Source organism: Ruegeria haliotis, from assembly GCF_013377785.1.
In the GTDB taxonomy this organism is placed as follows: domain Bacteria; phylum Pseudomonadota; class Alphaproteobacteria; order Rhodobacterales; family Rhodobacteraceae; genus Ruegeria; species Ruegeria haliotis.
The window spans coordinates 18,423-33,860 of sequence record NZ_JABXWT010000012.1; the positions used below are offsets into that span (position 1 = coordinate 18,423).

The window sequence follows — 15,438 nt, forward strand, 5'->3', positions numbered from 1 at the left end:
ACTTGAGGGCCTTCATTCATGTCTCAGAGACCAAACAACGCGTTAGGAACCAGACTTGCGTCACTTGGCCGAACCGCAATGGCCGCCATTGCCGCTTTGCTGATGGCACCGGCCTGGTCGTCAGCGCAAGAACAGGACCCTCTGCCTGCCTTCGCAAACAAGCTGTCGCCGGATGTCTTGAAACAACTGGGGCGCTCGAAAGAACAGTATATGCAGCAGGCTGCCAGCCAGATTTTTCGGTACGCTCCTGATGGTGTCCTGACCAAAGAGGTGATCGATACCGCCGCGCAGCACCACATGGCCACGCGGCGGGCCAAGAACCTGACGCCGATCCTGTCCCATGACCTGAACGGGGATTTCCAGATTTCCCGTGCGGAGATCGAAAAACAATCCCACCTCATCAATCACAGCGTAAAAGGTCAACTGGCGCTAGCATTTGCCGAGTTCGACGCGGATGGCGATGATGTTCTGACAGTGGCCGAATTGGGAGCATTCCTCGACAGCCAGACCCAGAAGGCCTTTCGTCGGGATCAGCTAGAGCAGTATTTTGCGTTCGATTTCAACGGTGACGGTCGTGTCGACATAACCGAAATCTCAATAGTGACCAAAGCAATCAACCCCGACATTCTGTCGACCTCCGCCAAAAGAAAGACACCGTCGAGTGCCAAACTGGCCGCCAGATGCGAGGCCCCCGATGTACCGAAAGGACACGAGTTGGTCTTGTTATCGGGCTATGAAGGGCCAGCCCTTTCCAACATTTCGTTGAATGGGCAAAACCGGGCGACGACGGTTGCGACCTTTATTGTCGAACCGGGCGAGACGCCGCTTTATGTCTTTGCGACAGCGTATGATCCTATCATCTGGAAGTTCGAAGGCGCCACCGACCGGATCAAACGCGTTGTAGTACAGCCGCTCAGCACCGATTATGGCCCCGGCGCAGCGGTTCATGGGATAGACGCCAAGGCTGTCACATTCGTGGCACCGCGCAGCTGTGTAGGTAAGCACGCCACTAAAACCGGACAGCGGTTGAATGCCCTGACCAAGGAGCTTTCGGCGAAACTGTCGACACCGGTGGCCTATCCTGTGGCGACCTACTCGTTGGATCATATCCAGATCCCATCCGGGATTGCGGCCAAGGACCAGCAGGCAGGCAGGGGCCGCCCCTATCGACACCCTGTAGATTTCTCTATCGGCGACAACAGCTATCGGTTGAATGCCGAAGGGATGGTGGTGCTGGACAAGGACGGCAACCCCAAGTCAGCCCCCAACCCAGATCGCAGGACGATCCGGGAAATGATACGCTTTTATCGCGGCGGCTTGACGGCGTTCGACCCCAAGGAACTGGTGGCATCCGCCAAGGTCGAGCCTTACGTCGTGCTGCCGGATCAGGCGGGGCTGCTGCAACTGATCGCCGACGGCAAGATCGAGGTTCTGGAGAATGGGCATTACCGGGTGAAAGAAAACATCCCCCACTATCCGGGTGGTCTGGCCGGTGCGCACAGCGTGACATTCGTAATCGCGAAAGGGGTTGATTTGCCGCCCGGCAGCCCCGGTCACTCGATGGTCATTCTGGAAGAAACAAACACCTGCATCATTGGATCCAGATGTCCTTAGCCCAGACCCTTTGACATCAACACATACTGGCCCTCGACCTCAGTCATTCAGAGGCTGAGGGCCTTGCTTCTGCCGCTATTTACCAGCAATTGCGGCGTGAGTATCTCTAACGTGACGCTGAAAGACACTTCCGGTAAATGATCAAATCCTCAAAAACGCGGGGTCTGGCCATCCTGGTTGCGGCTTGCGCCGTCGCACTGGCATTCTACCAGTCTCAAAAGGCTGAACAGGCATTTTCACTGCATCCGCTGACCGTTGCATGTCTGAGCTCCGAAACCAAAGAGGCGCGCGATGTTGACTGCGCCGCTGCACTTGCGTCAACCGACCTGACCGACATCGAACGCGGAGAGGTTGCCTTTCGCTGGGCCAACAAGCTTGATCGAACTGATTGGGAGCGGGCCATTAATCTGTACAGTCAGGCGATAGAATTTTTTCCGGGAAAAACATCCGCATTTTATAACCGGGGCCTGCTTCTATCCGGCCGGGCAAAGGATCATCAAGCGGCGCTTGTTGATTTTACGGAAGTTATCGACCGTATCTCTCCGGAAGATCGCCGATACGCCGGCGCTCTTGCAAACCGGGCTCAAATCTATCGGAAACTGGATCAAAACAATCAGGCCATGGCGGATATCAAACGTGCATCTGCGCAGAATCCGACCCATAGATTGGTGTTGTATGAAAAAGCGGAACTGCTTTTGGATCTAAAAGATTTCGATGGCGCGTTGACTGCACTTGATACGGCCATAACTCTCTATCCAGATGATAGAGATATCGAATTGTTCTGGAGTGACCGCGCATGGGTCAAGCGGAAACTTGGCGATCTGGACGGGGCGCTCGTCGATATTGACCACGCTATAGACCTAGGCAAGAAAACAGCCGGGACCTTGTATTTACGTGGTTGGTTGAACATGGATAAGGGCAACTGGGATTCTGCCTTGCTCGATTTCCAGCACTCTTTGGATGAAAACCCCCTGTATTGCCGATCCTTTCGTCGCAAGGGCAAGCTTTTGGAAAAGTTAAAGGATCAGGCGTTCTCGGACCCACAGGAAATTGCTGTCAAAGCAGATGAAGTGCTGGGCGACGATCCCGAAAATCCTGACTTTCTTGATGTCAGATTTCACGCGCGTATCGCCAGCGCGAATTTCGACGGCGCACTGGAGGATATCAACCGTTTGCTGGAGGTATCCGAGTTTCCGTTGCTTGAGCTTCAGAAACGGGCGCAGCTTTACAAGTATCTGGGACAAAATGATCTGGTTTTGTCTGATCTCCAGGCAATCACCCGAACCTGACTGACAAGCTTCCAAGAGGTGCCGGATTATGGCGACTGCGTTTCAAGGTATCTGGACAGCAAAATCGGAGATATGGCCGCGCTGCATACATCTGCCATAAACGCTCAGGTCGAACTGCAACCAGAAATGAATGACTGGGACGGTGCATTGGAATCGTTGAACGCGTTCATCGCATTCGACCCCGACGACAACCGTCACTGGGCCAAGCGCGGTCAGGTGCTTGAAGAACTCGGTCGCCCGGACGACGCTCTTACCAACTATTAGGAAGCAATCCGCTTGGTTGAAACCGGTGAAGGCGACGCTATCCATGATGATCTGACGCTTATCTCGGCCCTACTTGGGCGCGCATCTATCTACAGCTCACGAGGCCAAACCGTCAAAGCGTTGGCGGGTCTGGAAAAATCACTGATTGTGGCTGACGATAGCGTCAGGTCGAACCTCAAAAAACTGATGCAGAAGGCTGGCCATCAGGAAGCCCCGAAAACAGGCTGGTACGATCTACCAACCAAGGCCGCGCTGCAAAACTGCGTCGCCGATGCCAATTGTCGGCCATAAACTGCCAGTTAAGCCGCAACAGGCTCTGAGGGTCTGCCAAACAAGATGAATACGGTGCATACGGATTGTGAGTCAACCGATAATCTGGGAGTGGCGCTTGAGTTCTAAAAAGTGCAATTTGCCTGCTGTGCATACTTGAATGACTGAAATTCGGCACCCCGGCAACTGCGCGCATGCTAGGCGCAAGACTGCTCTCTTGCTCAGAATTTCTCTGATATCCAACGTCAGACACCTGAAAATATTCTTGTGCATCACCCATCAGTTTCATGGTAAAAAATAACGAGGAAGGCATTCTTTTGTATTGAATTGTATTGTGTTTAGCTGAATTGAGAACACGCGCTTAGATCGCAGGGAAAACACACTATGAACGACACACCACAAAAATCGCTGCTTAGCCGCACGGCTAAAAGAACGCGAGACGCCGCTCGGGTGGTTCGTGGGACGCGAGAAGTAATCAAACCTGAACCACAAGATACGCATGCCGAGGATGCAAACGCACAGGAAGACACAACTATGGACCAAAACAATACGGACCAAGACAAACCGAGGCTGGACCTGGAAAAAGATATTCAATCAGGTGTTGAAGTTGTAAAACGTATCCTGTCCTGTACGGATGAGCAGATCCGGTCCCGGGCATTCCTACTGGGCTGCCTGGCCGATTACGGCATACCATTCCAGCCCTGGCACGATTGGGTCCGCTGGACAGACCGCTTCATGAACACCAGTCATTTCGGCGCGGTTCAGATACCCACCGAGTTCGTTGATTTTCTCATGACCCTGTCCAGAGAACCAATTGAAACCGCCGTCGAAATCGGTGTTCTGCATGGTGGCAGCACTTATTTCAAAGCAGCGGTATTACAACGGTTAAACCCAAATATCGAATATAACCTGATTGATATTGAAGATAATCTCATCGCGTATGACGCGTTCAAAGAACACCTGAATCTTATCAAGAATATCCCTAACACCTCTGACGATTTCGCCGGACAGGCGTTTGACTATGTGTTTATCGACGGGGACCATTCCTATCACGGCGTGATGAAAGACTATGTGAACCTTGGACGCCACGCCAAAGTAGCAATCGCATTTCATGACATCCACGGGCACGAATATGACCACCTGGATGGGGGAACTGTTTCGTCATGGGATCACATCAAGGATCAGTGCCTCTTAAGCCATGCAATCTATGAATTTGCCCATAACCAAAGAAGATGGATGGGCATTGGGTTGGCTGTGAAAAAGAACTGAGTTCTTCATAAAACCAAGATTCAATTCCGGGCTGGTGCCTTGGCACGACGAGTGACCTGCGCGACACGCATCTTCATTTGATGGTGCTGTGTTCGCGCAGCGCAAGACCTGATTGCTATTCCAGCCCCTCATCCCCCAGCAGATGTCGCCCCTGCCGATCCTCGACCTCGATCACCCAGAGGTCGGGATCAAAGCTGCGCTGGCGTTGGATGGCTTGATCCACGTCCGCTTCGGTGCCGCTGGACAGCTCGACCCATTTGCGTTCTCCGCTCATCAGGTCAAAACTGCGCTGGAAGGCTGTCGCCAGACCGTTGAGTGTGTTGAGCTTGATCAACACCGCACCCGCCGTGTCGTCACCATGGGCCACGACAAAGGCCGGGATTTCCTGAAACCGCAGCCGCGCCAGATAGGCGTGGACCCAGAAATCAGCCGTCAGTCGCGTCATGCGTTGCCGTCTTTGAAATCCAGACCCATTTCCGAATAGCGTTCGGATTCCTCCAGCCAATTTGGCCGGACTTTCACCTGCAGGAAAAGATGGATTTTACGGTCGAGGAATTCTTCCAGCTCGGCGCGCGCCGCCTGACTGACGGCTTTGATGGTCTCGCCCTTTTTGCCCAATACGATGCCCTTGTGGCCGTCGCGCATGACATAGATCATCTGATCAATCTTGGCTGATCCGTCCTTGCGCTCTTCCCAGTTCTCGGTCTCGACCGTCAGCTGGTAAGGCAATTCCTGATGCAGGCGCAGGGTCAGTTTTTCGCGCGTCATCTCAGCCGCGATCATACGCAGGGGCAGATCGGCGATCTGATCTTCGGGATAGAGCCAGGGGCTTTCGGGCAATTCCGAGGCCAGCCATTTGCGCAGGTCATCGACGCCATAGCCCTTTTCGGCGGAAATCATGAAGGTTTCGGAAAACGGATAGCGCGCGTTCAGGTCGCTGGTGAGGGCCAATAGAACCTCGGATTGCACCTTGTCGATCTTGTTGATCGCCAGCGCGATCTTACGCCCCTGCCCGATCTCTTCCAGCCCTTCAAGGATGCGTTCGACACCTTCAGTGATGCCTCGATGCGCCTCGATCATCAGGACAACGACATCGGCATCTGCAGCACCGCCCCACGCGGCGGCGACCATGGCGCGGTCCAGACGGCGGCGGGGTTTGAACAGGCCGGGCGTGTCGACAAAGACCAGTTGCGCGTCGCCCTCCATCGCCACGCCACGAATGCGCGTCCGCGTGGTTTGCACCTTATGCGTCACGATCGAGACCTTGGCCCCGACCATGCGGTTCAGAAGGGTGGATTTGCCTGCGTTGGGCTCTCCGATCAGGGCGATAAATCCGGCGCGTGTGGTCATGTGTTATGCGATCCTGTTTGCAAGTGCGCATCCCTATAGCAGAAAGGGACTGCGGGCCAGAGGGATTTGTCGCATTGCAGCCATGCAGGCATGGTGCAAGGATACGTGCGCGCCACGCCGAACCAAGCCAGGCGGCCACCCTTTCAGTGAGGCAGGACATGAAGCGTCGCGAGTTTCTTTTGGGTAGTGGAGCCGCCGCAGGCGCGCTGGGTTTGGGCGGTTACAGCTTGGCTGCGGGCAGCGGCGCGGCGCAAGAGTTGACTATTCAATCCGCCAGCTTTGCCCTGCGCAATCAGGTGACAACCGGGATGGTCAGCCTGTCGCCAGATGCGCCGCCGCCAGTTCTGTACGGGCGGCAGGGCGAGGTGATGCGCCTGCCGGTGCGCAATACTCTGCCTGATTATACTGCGATGCACTGGCATGGCATGCGGATCGCCAACGAGATGGACGGAGTGCCTTATCTGACGCAGATGCCGATGGCTGAGGGCGAACTGTTCCCTTATGAATTCACACCGCCCGATGCCGGGACATACTGGTATCACCCCCATTGCATGACGATGGAGCAGATGGCCCACGGCCTGACCGGCGTAATGGTGATTGCCGAGCCAGAAGATCCCGGTTTCGACAGCGAACAGGTGATCAACCTGCGCGATTTCCGTCTGGATGAGGACGGTGCGTTCCTGCCCGCTTACACAGCGCGTGGGGCCACACGGGCCGGCACGTTCGGCAATGTGCAAACGGCGAACTGGCTGGACACGCCAACCTATGAGCACATAGCGGGCGGATTGGTACGGCTGCGTGTGGTCAACACCGACACAACGCGCATCTACAAGCTGCATCTGCAAGCGGGCGCGGCCCGGATCATCGCGTGGGACGGACATCCGGTCGAGATCGACATCGCAATGCCCAGAGCGGATGAGCCGTTACTAGTGGGCCCCGGCCAACGGGTGGACTTCGCTGTCGTCATGCCCAACGACGAAGGCGAGGCGGTCGAATTGATGGCTAAACTTCCCGGTCAGCCGCATCGGGCGATGGCGCGGCTACGGGCTGTTGGCGCATCGGTTTCGCGAAACCTGCAAGAGTTGAAGCCGCTACCGGTGAACCCTGCGGCCCGGCCCGATCTGGCCAACGCCGAACTGCACGAGTTTGTGTTTGGCTGGACGCCTGAAGGTACCGTGCCGAATAACGGGTTCTGTGGCTCTCTGGGTTACAATTTCTGGTCCATCAACCGAAAACCATGGCCGGGAGACGCTGCGCAGGATGTTGGCCCGCTGGCGACGCTGCAGTTGGGCAAAAGCTATGTTCTACGCCTGCGCAACGAATCCCCCAATCTGCACCCGATCCATCTGCACGGGTTGGCCTTTGTCCCGATCAAGTCAAACCAGCGTCAGCTGCCACCGCTGATGACGGATACGATGCTGCTGTTGAAGGATGAGGTGGTCGAGATCGCACTGGTCGCCGACAATCCCGGCGACTGGGCGTTTCACTGCCATGTGATCGAGCATCAGAAGACCGGGCTGACCGGCTTTATCCGGGTGGTTTAGGTGCGCCGGTCAAATATCGGCCCGGCGCGACCCATATGGCTGGTTCAAGCCTGCTGGCGCGCAATCAGACGAAGGATTGCGACCATGACGATGCCGTAGAGAACGTGGCCGATCAGCGCGACCCAAGCGATGGCGGCGAAGTTCAGGAATGTTGGCAAACCGGACAGGGTTGTAATGCCGCCGAGCGCAAAGACCCACAGGCCGAACCCATAGATCGCCGAAGCCGCGAACATATGGACAGGCCCGACAACTTTCACCCAGATCGGTTTGAATACAATGAACCAGCCCAACGGATAGGCAATCAGACCGACAATATAGAAGTGCACGAAAAAGCCCAGGAAGGCGTTGCTGGGCAGTCCGAGGCTGGACAGGAGGCTTTGCGCCAACCCTTCGGGGGACAGGCTGGCCCAGCCGATACCGGGGCTGGCAACCTGCCCCCAGAAATCAAAGGCCATCGTGGCGATGAACCCGGCGATGAACAGAAAACCTATGTTCACTGTGGTCAGTTTAGCATTTTGCATTGGACTACCTTCACTCATTGTATCTGATGTGCTTTGGCCGATCGCTATCCGGCTGATGCCAAAGCAGATGGCTGTCAGATACAACCGGGATGGCGGATCTGCTATGGGCCTCAAATTAGATTGAAAATTGTGACACTTTCCGCCGAAACCGTGTCAGGTAAGCCGATCCATCAACGCCTGGGCAGCCGCCTGTTCAGCCTGCCGTTTTGATCCGGCGGTGGCCTGTGCCTCGGCCCCGTCCTGCAGGCGCGCGGCGATGGTGAAAACCGGCGCATGGTCGGGGCCGCTGCGTTTGACTTCGACATATGAGGGCGGTTTCTGGCCACGGGCCTGTGCCCATTCCTGCAGTGAGGTTTTGGCGTCACGCGCATCGGCCTCAACCTCGTGGATGCGATCCCCCCACAGGGCCAGAATCACATCACGGGCTGCCTCAAAACCCGCGTCGCGGTAGATGGCGGCAATCACCGCCTCCATCGCGTCGCCCAGCAGCGCCTGTTTGCGACGCCCACCTGACAGCATCTCGGACCGCCCCAGTTTCAGCACCGCGCCCAGATCGACTTGCCGCGCAACGTCGGCGCAGGCCTCTTTGCGCACCAGCGCGTTGAAGCGAGGGGCCAGTTGGCCTTCGGAGGCCTTTTTGTCGGCCTCCAGCAGAGCAGTAGCCATCACCAGCCCCAACACCCGGTCACCCAGAAACTCCAGCCGTTGATTGTCGGGCCGCGTGGTTGAGGACATCGACCCGTGGGTCAGTGCCCGCACCAGCAGTTCGGGGTTGTCGAACTCATACCCCAACCGCTGCTGAAACGCTTTTATATCAGCCGAGAGCTTCAATTGACCGCCTTGAAGAAGCGATCACTGCGCCACGTCCAAAAGAACAGCATCGAACGCCCAGCAGATGAGAACATGATCCGGTCGGCGCGACCGATCAGGTTGTCATAAGGCACATACCCAACGCCACCCGCCGATTGCGGCACCCGGCTGTCGGCCGAGTTGTCCCGGTTGTCGCCCATGAAGAAATAGTGACCTTCGGGCACAGTATAGATACCGGTGTTGTCCGATCCCTGATTGCCGATGTTGAGCACGTCGTAAGACACGCCATTGGGCAGGGTTTCGATCAGGCGGGATTTTTCACACACGCCGCCGACGCCAACCGGGCCGTTTTCACAGCGCGGACGCAGTCGTTGGGGGCCTTGTGGTTCAGCGGTCTCAGTGAACAGACCGTCGGGTTGTTGCGGAACCGGTGTTCCGTTCAGAATGACCTGCCCCTGACGCACCTGCACACGGTCACCCGGCAAGCCGATCAGCCGCTTGATATAGTCGCGTCCGGTGACCGGATGGCGGAAAACGATCACGTCACCACGCACGGGATCACCACCCCAGATGCGGGTATTATCCTCACCCTGCATCCAGCCGCAGATATCTTCGGCATCGACGTTCAGACCGACGCTGGGGATGATCAGGCTGGGGCAGGACGCGTAGGAATAGCCATAGGCCATTTTGTTGACGAACAGGAAATCCCCGATCAGCAAGGTTTGCTTCATTGAACCCGACGGAATCCAGAACGGCTGAAAGAACAGGGTGCGGAAAACGCCCGCGATCAGCAGGGCATAGACGATGGTTTTGATCGTCTCCCAGACGGCGTTTCCGGATTTGGCTTCCTCGGCCATTCTGCTCTCTCCAGTCTTTGCTTGGTTGGGGTGCTACATGCGGGTCGGGTGGGGGCAAGTCAAGGCTGAGAGGCGCTAACTTGAAGCGGGCGCGCCTCGATCACGACAAAGGCCTGCGCCCAGGGATGATCGTCAGTCAGGGTGACGTGGATGATTGCCTCATGCCCGTCAGGCGTCATTTCCTTCAGACGCTCGGCGGCCCAGCCGGTGACGTGCATTATAGGCTGGCCGGTGCGCAGATTGGTGACAGACATATCCTTCCAGGCGATGCCCATGCGCAAACCGGTGCCCAGCGCCTTGGAGCACGCTTCCTTCGCAGCCCAGCGCTTGGCATAGGTGCCTGCAGTATCAGCGCGGCGTTCGGCCTTGCGCTGCTCGGTGTCAGTAAAGATACGGTTGCGGAACCGGTCGCCGAAGCGGTCGAGCGTGCCTTGAATACGGTCGATATTCGCGAGGTCTGTTCCGATGCCGAGGATCATGACCGGCCGCCTGTTGCGGCTGATTGCTGCTTGCGCGCCATTCTAAGGCCAATGCCAAAGGAGATACGACTAGTAACGGATGCGGCGACAAGCGTGGTTGCAATCAAGAACAGCTCCCAGAAGGAGAAGATGTGACGTGAAAGGGGAAGGTTGCCTAACACCAATGATGCGGTCCCAAGAAAAAAGGCGCAACACAGGCCCATTCCAATCAAACCCATAGCGATAGAGCCAGACAACATATTTAAGCTGGCCGGAGGTATCGTATTCCTTTTGTAATAGTTTTGTCCCTCGACAAGTGCGGCAACTGCAAAAGCGACAAGATACAATATGGGCAAGTATGCGCTATGTTGCACCACAAGTGGTAGCAACCAACGCGCGCCCAATTCAAAAAGCACGAACCTGTTTCCTAAAAAATTGCTCGTTTCCGCTCCGGTGACCAGAAACATAAAAAATGATTCCAGCAAGACCAGCACTAATATAGCAACAACCACACTCAGGATTACGCATGAATATCTGAGTAGATTGAAATTCAAGCTTTCAACTCCATCACGACAACCGTACCGTCAGGATCTTGTAGCTCGCCACCCCGAAGAACCCGGCAAAGGCGAAATCGAACCAACGGCGGGCGCGGCGGTAGGTGCGGACCATGCGTTCGGAGGAGAACAGAAAAGCGTAGCCGATGAAGATCAGTAGTGAGCCCGCGTAGAGCAGCCCGAAATAGCCCAGCAGCATCGACAGGCTGGCGTCATTCGGGGCGACGATGGCATAGATCGATCCCCAGCTGAGGATCGCCTTTGGGTTGGTCAGGTGAATGGCAGCCCCTTTGGTAAAGATGGTGCGCAGCGAACCGGTGACCGGGTTGCCCAGCGCCACCTCATCCGAAGTCATCGCGCGTTTCAGGGCCTTCAACGCCAGCCAGCCCAGATAAGCCACGCCGACATAGCGGATCACCTCGAACACCCAGACATTGGCCAGCATGATTGCGGATAGTCCCAGCGCGGCGGCGATGCCCCACGCAGCGGACCCGGCGCAGATGCCCAATGCAAAGGCCAGACCGGCGGTGCGGCCTTCGTTCATGGCCGTTCCGGCAATGCCCATGGTTGCGGGTCCGGGAGAGCCGCCAGCCATCAGCCAGGCCAACCAGATGGCGATGAACCCGGGCGTGATCATGCCCGCGCCTCATCCATCAACCGGCGCATCTCGGCAATGGCCGGTGTGAGGCCGCGAAAGATCGCCTCGCCGATCAGGAAATGACCGATGTTCAGCTCTTTCACCTCAGGGAAAGTCGCCACAGGTTTCACCGTGTCATAAGTCAGGCCGTGGCCTGCATGGACCTCGAGACCCAGCGAATGGGCGAGGGTGGACATTTCACGTAGCGATTCCAACTCGCGCGTGGCGTCATCCAGACGGTCTTCGGCGTGGGCGTCGCAATAGGCGCCAGTGTGCAGTTCGATCACTTCGGCCCCGATGCGGTGGGCGGCTTCGATCTGGCGTTTGTCAGCAGCGATGAAGATCGACACGCGACAGCCCACGTCGCGCAGTGGCGCGATGAAATGGGCCAGCTTGTTTTCCTCGCGCGCGACTTCCAGCCCGCCTTCGGTGGTGCGTTCCTCGCGCTTTTCGGGGACGATGCAGACCGCGTGTGGCTTGTGGCGCAGGGCGATTTTCTGCATCTCGTCGGTGGCCGCCATCTCAAAGTTCAGCGGCACCGACAGAACCTCCATCAGCCCGTCTATGTCGGCGTCCGAAATATGGCGGCGGTCTTCGCGCAGATGCGCGGTGATGCCATCGGCACCGGCCTCTTCGGCGATCCGCGCGGCCCGCAGAGGATCAGGATATGCACCGCCACGGGCATTGCGGACAGTCGCCACGTGATCGATATTCACGCCCAGACGCAGTTGAGTGTCAGACATCCTTCGAATCCTTTTCCAAATCTTGCCCCGAGCTTAGTGGGTTTGGCGCGGGAACGGCAGCCTCAGCTTGGGCCAACCGTTTGATTTCTTCAAATTTTGCCTTGATTTTAGCGCGGCGGCGTTGCTGATAAGTCCGCGTCACTGGCAGGCTGAGATAGTAGCAGATCACACCCGCCACGATCCCCGGAATGATGCCGCCGATCATGTAGGGAAAAAACACCTCATTATAAAAGATACTGAGGCCGTGCCAATCTGCGACCCGGTCAGTGAACATCGCAAAAAAGTTGTTCTTCAGATCGCCCAACGCGTTGGCGAATTTTCCCATCAGGCCATGCTCGACGCCCTTATCGAACTTGGTTCCCAGCAGGAAATGTCCGGTTTGCAGACAGATCACGCCGATGGGCACATAGGTCAGCGGATTACCGAAAAACGTGCCGCTGAGCGCGGCCAGGATATTGCCGTTGAGCAACCGCGCCAACACGGCGGCGATGACGAAGTGAATACCGTAGAAGGGCGTAAAAGCGGCAAAGACCCCTGCCCCAATCCCGCGTGCGATCCGGTCAGGCGAATCCGGCAGGCGGCGCACCCGGTGTTTGACGTAGTGAAAGGCGCGGGTCCAGCCGCCGCGCGGATAGACAAAATCCGATGCGATCTGGATGAGTGAGCGTCGGTCTCGGCGCTTGAAAACCACTCCTGATCACCCCTTCTCAGCCAGCCGCAACCGCGGATTGTGTCCTGTCCCGGTACCGTTCGACCGCGGCGACGTCGCTTTCGGCCTCAAGCATCAGCATAAGCGAATGCAGCTGTTCCAGGTCGCGCAGTTCGACATTGATCAGAAGACGGTAAAAATCCGGTTTGCGGTCGACAAATTCCAGATTGGAGATATTGGCCTTTTTCTCGCCGATCAATGTGCAAATGCGCCCCAGAACCCCGGCGTCATTTCCGATGGTCAGTTCCAGCGTTGCGCCGTAGACGGCAGGGTGGGTGCCGGAATGCCAGTGCAGATCAACCCATCGCCTTGGCTCGTTTTCAAATTCGCTCAGGCGGTCGCAGTCGATGGCATGGACCACCACACCCTTGCCACGATAGGTGATGCCGACAATGCGTTCACCCGGCAGAGGCTGGCAACAGGGCGCACGATCAAAGCTTTGCCCCGGTTCCAGACCGATCACCGCGCGGCGCAATGGGATGGCGTCGCCGTCATCTTTGGTCAGTTCGGGATAAACCGCCGCGACCACTTCATGTGCCGTCAGTTCGGCACTGCCCAGACGGGCCAGCAATTCGTGACGGTCTTTAAGGCGCAGGTGTTTGGCAGCGGTATCGAGCGTCTTTTCCGTCGCCTTGCGGCCCACATGTTCGAACCCGGCGCGAGCCAGTTCCTTGCCCAGTTTGATGAACCGTTCCCGGTCCACCTCGCGCAGGGCGCGGCGAATGGCGGTGCGGGCCTTGCCGGTGACAGCGATTTCCAGCCAGCTGACCTGTGGCGTTTGACCATCGGCCGTGATGATGTCCACCGATTGGCCATTCTTGAGCCGCGTCCACAGCGGCACCCGGATGCCGTCCACCTTAGCCCCGACACAGGCATGGCCGATACGGGTGTGAATGGCATAGGCAAAGTCAATCGGCGTCGCGCCACGAGGCTGTTTGACCACATCGCCCTTGGGCGTGAAGCAGAACACCTGATCCGAGTACATTTCCAGTTTGACCGCTTCGAGGAAATCTTCGTGATCATCCTCGCTGTCGAACTGTTCGGTCAGGTTTGCGATCCATTTGGCCGGATCCACGGCAAACGGGTTTTCCGAACGCACACCGTCGCGGTAGGACCAATGCGCGGCCACGCCGGTCTCGGCCACGTCATGCATCTGGCGGGTGCGGATCTGCACCTCGACCCGTTTGCCATCGCGGCCCGACACCGTGGTGTGGATCGAGCGGTACCCGTTCGATTTGGGCTGACTGATGTAATCCTTGAACCGCCCCGGCACCGCGCGCCAGCGCTGGTGAATTGCGCCGAGAGTGCGATAGCTGTCTTCCTCGGTCATGGTGATGATGCGGAAACCGTAGATATCGGATAGGCGTGAAAACCCCTGATCCTTTTCCTGCATCTTGCGCCAGATCGAATAGGGTTTCTTGGCACGGCCAAAGACCTCGGCCTCGATCCCGGCCTTTTCAAGCTCAAACCGCATGTCGCCGGTGATGCGGTGGATCACGTCCCCGGTTTCGCGCTGCAAGGTAATGAAGCGGCGAATGATCGACTGACGACCCTCGGGGTTGAGAACGCGGAAGGCGAGGTCCTCCAGCTCTTCCCGCATCCATTGCATACCCATGCGGCCCGCAAGCGGCGCGTAGATATCCATCGTCTCGCGCGCCTTCTGCACTTGTTTTTCAGGTCGCATGGCCTTGATCGTGCGCATGTTGTGCAGACGATCCGAGAGCTTGACCAGAATGACCCGCAGGTCCTTGGACATCGCCATGAACAGCTTGCGGAAGTTTTCGGCCTGCTTGGTTTCACGGCTAGACAGCTGCAGGTTGGTCAGCTTGGTGACACCATCGACCAGCTTGGCGACCTCTTCCCCGAACAACTCGGAAACCTTGCCGTAATTGGCCTTGGTGTCTTCGATCGTGTCATGCAGGAGGGCCGTAATGATGGTCGCATCATCCAGACGCTGTTCGGTCAGGATGGCGGCAACGGCAACAGGGTGGGTAAAATAGGGCTCGCCGGAATGGCGGACCTGTCCGTCATGCATCTGCTGGCCGAACTCATAAGCCCGGGCGATGCGGTCGGCATTGGTCTTGGGATTATAGTTGCGGACCAGCGCAATCAGGTCTTCAGCAGAAATCATCCGGTCCGCACCTTCGTCTTGTGGGGCTTACCCCTGGCCCTGAGCCTCCATCAGTGCGCGCAGGAGCTTTTCTTCGGACATGTCGTCATCGGCGGGCTTATCCGATTCCGCACCCATCAGCAGCGCCATCTGGTCTTCTTCGGGCTCATCAACCTCAATCTGGGTCTGGTTGGCCTCGATCAGGCGCTCACGCAGATCATCCGCGCCCTGTGTTTCGTCCGCGATCTCGCGCAGCGACACGACAGGGTTTTTGTCGTTGTCGCGGTCCACGGTGATCGGACCACCGGCGGAAATCTCGCGCGCACGATGGGCGGCAAGCATCACCAGTTCGAACCGGTTCGGAACCTTGTCTACGCAATCTTCAACCGTCACGCGGGCCATGGGGCGCTCTCCGTAAATGAATCCGTGTCAGGAAGAG

At 57.3% G+C, this 15,438-nt stretch carries 18 protein-coding genes; 6 read left to right on the plus strand and 12 right to left on the minus strand.

What is annotated here, in order from left to right; translation table 11 throughout:
• Positions 1 to 18 precede the first annotated feature (18 nt).
• The 5 genes from HW561_RS16820 (at position 19) to HW561_RS16840 (ending at position 4,706) form a co-directional block, all read left to right on the plus strand.
• The gene (locus tag HW561_RS16820) at positions 19 to 1,614 is read left to right on the plus strand and encodes an EF-hand domain-containing protein (protein ID WP_176866531.1); all 1,596 of its coding nucleotides are present in this window, start codon (positions 19 to 21) and stop codon (positions 1,612 to 1,614) included.
• A 137-nt stretch (positions 1,615 to 1,751) separates the two neighbouring features.
• Positions 1,752 to 2,903, plus strand: coding sequence for a tetratricopeptide repeat protein (locus tag HW561_RS16825; protein ID WP_176866532.1), 1,152 nt, complete (start codon positions 1,752 to 1,754; stop codon positions 2,901 to 2,903).
• A gap of 72 nt (positions 2,904 to 2,975) precedes the next feature.
• A complete protein-coding gene (locus tag HW561_RS16830; protein WP_176866533.1) occupies positions 2,976 to 3,167 on the plus strand; it encodes a hypothetical protein in 192 nt (63 codons plus the stop codon).
• Between the two features lie 12 nt (positions 3,168 to 3,179).
• Positions 3,180 to 3,458, plus strand: a complete 279-nt coding sequence (locus HW561_RS16835; protein ID WP_176866534.1) for a hypothetical protein — start codon at positions 3,180 to 3,182, stop codon at positions 3,456 to 3,458.
• Positions 3,459 to 3,821: 363 nt separating this feature from the next.
• On the plus strand, positions 3,822 to 4,706 hold the full coding sequence (locus tag HW561_RS16840; RefSeq protein WP_176866535.1) for a class I SAM-dependent methyltransferase: 885 nt from the start codon (positions 3,822 to 3,824) through the stop codon (positions 4,704 to 4,706).
• A gap of 115 nt (positions 4,707 to 4,821) precedes the next feature.
• Here HW561_RS16840 and HW561_RS16845 read toward each other — a convergent pair whose 3' ends face one another.
• Complete coding sequence (locus HW561_RS16845) at positions 4,822 to 5,151, minus strand: DUF1491 family protein (protein ID WP_176866536.1); 330 nt, start codon at positions 5,149 to 5,151, stop codon at positions 4,822 to 4,824.
• Positions 5,148 to 6,056: a GTPase Era gene (era, locus tag HW561_RS16850; protein ID WP_176866537.1), complete on the minus strand. Its 909-nt coding sequence runs from the start codon at positions 6,054 to 6,056 to the stop codon at positions 5,148 to 5,150. The genes HW561_RS16845 and era overlap by 4 nt, the downstream gene beginning before the upstream one ends.
• Before the next feature lie 158 nt (positions 6,057 to 6,214).
• On the opposite strand from era, the gene HW561_RS16855 reads away from it, so the two are divergent.
• Positions 6,215 to 7,600: a multicopper oxidase family protein gene (locus HW561_RS16855; protein ID WP_176866538.1), complete on the plus strand. Its 1,386-nt coding sequence runs from the start codon at positions 6,215 to 6,217 to the stop codon at positions 7,598 to 7,600.
• Positions 7,601 to 7,644: 44 nt separating this feature from the next.
• Here HW561_RS16855 and HW561_RS16860 read toward each other — a convergent pair whose 3' ends face one another.
• The 10 genes from HW561_RS16860 to rpoZ form a co-directional block, all read right to left on the minus strand.
• Positions 7,645 to 8,121 (minus strand): hypothetical protein, encoded by a 477-nt coding sequence (locus HW561_RS16860; protein ID WP_176866539.1) that lies wholly within the window; start codon positions 8,119 to 8,121, stop codon positions 7,645 to 7,647.
• A gap of 153 nt (positions 8,122 to 8,274) precedes the next feature.
• Positions 8,275 to 8,952 (minus strand): ribonuclease III, encoded by a 678-nt coding sequence (gene rnc / locus HW561_RS16865; protein WP_176866540.1) that lies wholly within the window; start codon positions 8,950 to 8,952, stop codon positions 8,275 to 8,277.
• Positions 8,949 to 9,788, minus strand: a complete 840-nt coding sequence (lepB, locus tag HW561_RS16870) for a signal peptidase I (protein WP_176866541.1) — start codon at positions 9,786 to 9,788, stop codon at positions 8,949 to 8,951. The genes rnc and lepB overlap by 4 nt, the downstream gene beginning before the upstream one ends.
• 59 nt (positions 9,789 to 9,847) lie before the next feature.
• Complete coding sequence (gene acpS, locus HW561_RS16875; RefSeq protein ID WP_176866542.1) at positions 9,848 to 10,267, minus strand: holo-ACP synthase; 420 nt, start codon at positions 10,265 to 10,267, stop codon at positions 9,848 to 9,850.
• A complete protein-coding gene (locus HW561_RS16880) occupies positions 10,264 to 10,800 on the minus strand; it encodes a hypothetical protein (RefSeq protein WP_176866543.1) in 537 nt (178 codons plus the stop codon). The genes acpS and HW561_RS16880 overlap by 4 nt, the downstream gene beginning before the upstream one ends.
• Positions 10,801 to 10,813: 13 nt before the next feature.
• Complete coding sequence (locus HW561_RS16885) at positions 10,814 to 11,437, minus strand: LysE family translocator (protein WP_176866544.1); 624 nt, start codon at positions 11,435 to 11,437, stop codon at positions 10,814 to 10,816.
• Positions 11,434 to 12,180 (minus strand): pyridoxine 5'-phosphate synthase, encoded by a 747-nt coding sequence (locus HW561_RS16890; protein ID WP_176866545.1) that lies wholly within the window; start codon positions 12,178 to 12,180, stop codon positions 11,434 to 11,436. The genes HW561_RS16885 and HW561_RS16890 overlap by 4 nt, the downstream gene beginning before the upstream one ends.
• Positions 12,173 to 12,871: a DUF2062 domain-containing protein gene (locus tag HW561_RS16895; protein WP_176866546.1), complete on the minus strand. Its 699-nt coding sequence runs from the start codon at positions 12,869 to 12,871 to the stop codon at positions 12,173 to 12,175. Before HW561_RS16895 ends, HW561_RS16890 begins: the two co-directional genes overlap by 8 nt.
• A 16-nt stretch (positions 12,872 to 12,887) precedes the next feature.
• Positions 12,888 to 15,020, minus strand: coding sequence for a RelA/SpoT family protein (locus HW561_RS16900; protein ID WP_176866547.1), 2,133 nt, complete (start codon positions 15,018 to 15,020; stop codon positions 12,888 to 12,890).
• 27 nt (positions 15,021 to 15,047) lie between these two features.
• Entirely contained in the window at positions 15,048 to 15,401 is a 354-nt protein-coding gene (gene rpoZ / locus HW561_RS16905) for a DNA-directed RNA polymerase subunit omega (protein ID WP_037311144.1), read from the minus strand.
• Positions 15,402 to 15,438 lie beyond the last annotated feature (37 nt).

Excerpts from the sequence above, each read along its gene's own strand:
- HW561_RS16820 (WP_176866531.1), top strand. The coding sequence starts at position 19 with ATGTCTCAGAGACCAAACAACGCGTTAGGAACCAGACTTGCGTCACTT.
- HW561_RS16825 (WP_176866532.1), top strand. The coding sequence starts at position 1,752 with ATGATCAAATCCTCAAAAACGCGGGGTCTGGCCATCCTGGTTGCGGCT.
- HW561_RS16830 (WP_176866533.1), top strand. The coding sequence starts at position 2,976 with ATGGCCGCGCTGCATACATCTGCCATAAACGCTCAGGTCGAACTGCAA.
- HW561_RS16840 (WP_176866535.1), top strand. The coding sequence starts at position 3,822 with ATGAACGACACACCACAAAAATCGCTGCTTAGCCGCACGGCTAAAAGA.
- HW561_RS16845 (WP_176866536.1), bottom strand. The coding sequence starts at position 5,151 with ATGACGCGACTGACGGCTGATTTCTGGGTCCACGCCTATCTGGCGCGG.
- era (WP_176866537.1), bottom strand. The coding sequence starts at position 6,056 with ATGACCACACGCGCCGGATTTATCGCCCTGATCGGAGAGCCCAACGCA.
- HW561_RS16855 (WP_176866538.1), top strand. The coding sequence starts at position 6,215 with ATGAAGCGTCGCGAGTTTCTTTTGGGTAGTGGAGCCGCCGCAGGCGCG.
- HW561_RS16860 (WP_176866539.1), bottom strand. The coding sequence starts at position 8,121 with ATGCAAAATGCTAAACTGACCACAGTGAACATAGGTTTTCTGTTCATC.
- lepB (WP_176866541.1), bottom strand. The coding sequence starts at position 9,788 with ATGGCCGAGGAAGCCAAATCCGGAAACGCCGTCTGGGAGACGATCAAA.
- acpS (WP_176866542.1), bottom strand. The coding sequence starts at position 10,267 with ATGATCCTCGGCATCGGAACAGACCTCGCGAATATCGACCGTATTCAA.
- HW561_RS16885 (WP_176866544.1), bottom strand. The coding sequence starts at position 11,437 with ATGATCACGCCCGGGTTCATCGCCATCTGGTTGGCCTGGCTGATGGCT.
- HW561_RS16890 (WP_176866545.1), bottom strand. The coding sequence starts at position 12,180 with ATGTCTGACACTCAACTGCGTCTGGGCGTGAATATCGATCACGTGGCG.
- HW561_RS16900 (WP_176866547.1), bottom strand. The coding sequence starts at position 15,020 with ATGATTTCTGCTGAAGACCTGATTGCGCTGGTCCGCAACTATAATCCC.
- rpoZ (WP_037311144.1), bottom strand. The coding sequence starts at position 15,401 with ATGGCCCGCGTGACGGTTGAAGATTGCGTAGACAAGGTTCCGAACCGG.